This is a genomic window from Deltaproteobacteria bacterium (genome assembly GCA_009930495.1).
Classification (GTDB): domain Bacteria; phylum Desulfobacterota; class Desulfovibrionia; order Desulfovibrionales; family Desulfomicrobiaceae; genus Desulfomicrobium.
In genome coordinates, this window is sequence record RZYB01000284.1 from 1 (window position 1) to 2,371 (window position 2,371).

Genomic DNA, 2,371 nt, shown 5'->3' on the forward strand with positions numbered 1-2,371 from the left:
CGGCAAATCATGAGTTGGGAGGTGGCATGACCGCGCATTTTTCCGGCAAAAAAGCCCTTATCACCGGTATTACGGGCCAGGACGGCGCCTATCTGGCCGAATTTCTTTTGGGCAAGGGCTACGAAGTGCACGGTATCAAGCGCCGGGCCTCGCTCTTCAACACGGATCGGGTCGATCATTTGTACCAAGACCCGCATGAGCAACGCCGACGATTTTTTCTGCACTATGGCGACCTGACCGACGCGTCCAACCTGATCCGCATCATCCAGCAGATCAGGCCCGATGAAATCTACAATCTGGCCGCCCAGTCCCATGTGCAGGTCTCGTTTGAAACGCCGGAATACACGGCCAACGTTGACGCCCTGGGCGCACTGCGCCTGCTGGAGGCCATCCGTATTCTGGGGCTGGAGAAAAAGACGCGCTTCTACCAAGCATCCACCTCGGAGCTGTTCGGCCTGGTGCAGGAAGTTCCCCAGACAGAAAAGACACCTTTTTATCCGCGCTCACCCTATGCCTGCGCCAAGCTCTACGCCTACTGGATCACGATCAACTACCGCGAGGCCTATGGCATGTATTGCTGCAACGGCATTCTCTTCAACCATGAATCACCCCTGCGCGGCGAAACCTTCGTCACCCGCAAGATCACTCGCGCCCTGGCCCGCATTTACCTCGGCCTTCAGGACCGCCTGTACCTGGGCAACCTGAACGCCCTGCGCGATTGGGGCCACGCCAGGGACTACGTGGAAATGCAATGGCTCATGCTCCAGCAGGACGCCCCCGATGACTATGTCATCGCCACGGGCGAACAGCATTCGGTGCGGGACTTTGTCCAGGCCGCGGCCCGCGAACTGGGCATGACCATTGAATTTTCCGGGGAAGGCGTCGCGGAAACAGGCATCAACCCGGCCAATGGCAAAACCGTGGTCGCCGTGGACCCGCGCTACTTTCGGCCCACGGAAGTCGAGACCCTGTTGGGCGACCCGACCAAGGGCAAGTCCAGGCTGGGCTGGCAACCGAAAATTTCGTTTCAGGAACTCGTTGCCGAGATGGTCCGGGCGGATTTGGAAGAAGCCAAAAAGGAAGAACTCTGTGTACGGGCGGGATTTTCCATCAACGCACCCCAGGAATGACGGCAGGGGCATCCGACATGAACGTGACAGACAAAATCCTCGTGGCCGGAGCGGCCGGCATGGTTGGCGGAGCCCTGATCCGCGCCTTGATCGCCCAGGGACACACAAACATTCTCGGCACGTTCCACACGAAAGTTCCAACGCTCGTCCCCGAGGCCGAGGGTCGTGTGCGTCTGAAACGTCTGGATCTCATGGATCAGGCCACAGTGCGTGCATTTTTGGAACACGAGCGACCAGAGCACATCTTCCTTGCCGCAGCCCGGGTCGGCGGTATCCAGGCCAACAACACCTACCCGGCGGAGTTCATCCACGCCAATCTGGCCATGCAGACGAACGTCATCCACGGCGCCTATCTGGCCGGGGTACGTCGGCTTCTTTTTCTGGGTTCCAGTTGCATTTATCCTCGGGAATGTCCGCAGCCCATCCGCGAATCCTATCTGCTGACCGGCCCCCTGGAAGCCACCAACCGCCCCTACGCCGTGGCCAAGATCGCCGGCATCGAAACCTGTTGGGCCTACAACCGCCAATACGGCACGCGCTATCTGGCGGTCATGCCCACCAATCTCTACGGCCCGGGCGACAACTATGACCTGGAGACCAGCCACGTCCTGCCCGCCCTGATCCGCAAGGCGCATGAGGCCAAGATACGCGGCGACAAACATTTCACAGTCTGGGGAACGGGAACCCCGCGCCGTGAATTTCTCTACAGCGACGATCTGGCCGGTGCCTGCGCATTCCTGATGACTAAGGCCTGGAAGACCGAGGCGCTATTCAACGACCACGAGCCGCCCCTGGTCAATATTGGCTGCGGCCAGGACGTGACCATCGCCGAACTGGCGCGGATGGTGGCGGGGGTGGTGGGATTTGGAGGAGAGATTGTTTTTGATGCCGATAAGCCCGATGGAACGCCGCAGAAGCTTCTCGATGTGTCGCGCCTGACGGCGCTGGGCTGGACCCCACGCACGACCCTGCTGGATGGCGTCGGACTGGCGTATGCGGATTTTCTAGCGCACGGCACGGAAGATGATACGAAGCGCATCGCCTCTCACCTGACGTGTGGGACAAAATAATTCCGAGACGATATATGCGTTTCCTCGCGATACCAACGGGGTTGTACATGGCGATACATCTGACTCTCTGTTGAGTTCCGCAAAAAAACGATATCTTTATACTCAAGGATATTTATTTATGAAGGCAGTCATTCTTGCTGGTGGGCTCGGAACACGTATCTCAGAAGAAAC

At 58.7% G+C, this 2,371-nt stretch carries 2 protein-coding genes; both read left to right on the forward strand.

The features are described from left to right. Nucleotides 1-26 precede the first annotated feature (26 nt). A complete protein-coding gene (gene gmd, locus EOL86_13810) occupies nt 27-1,130 on the forward strand; it encodes a GDP-mannose 4,6-dehydratase (protein ID NCD26650.1) in 1,104 nt (367 codons plus the stop codon). Nucleotides 1,131-1,147: 17 nt separating this feature from the next. Then, entirely contained in the window at nt 1,148-2,200 is a 1,053-nt protein-coding gene (locus EOL86_13815) for a GDP-L-fucose synthase (protein ID NCD26651.1), read from the forward strand. The last annotated feature ends 171 nt before the right edge of the window (nt 2,201-2,371 follow it).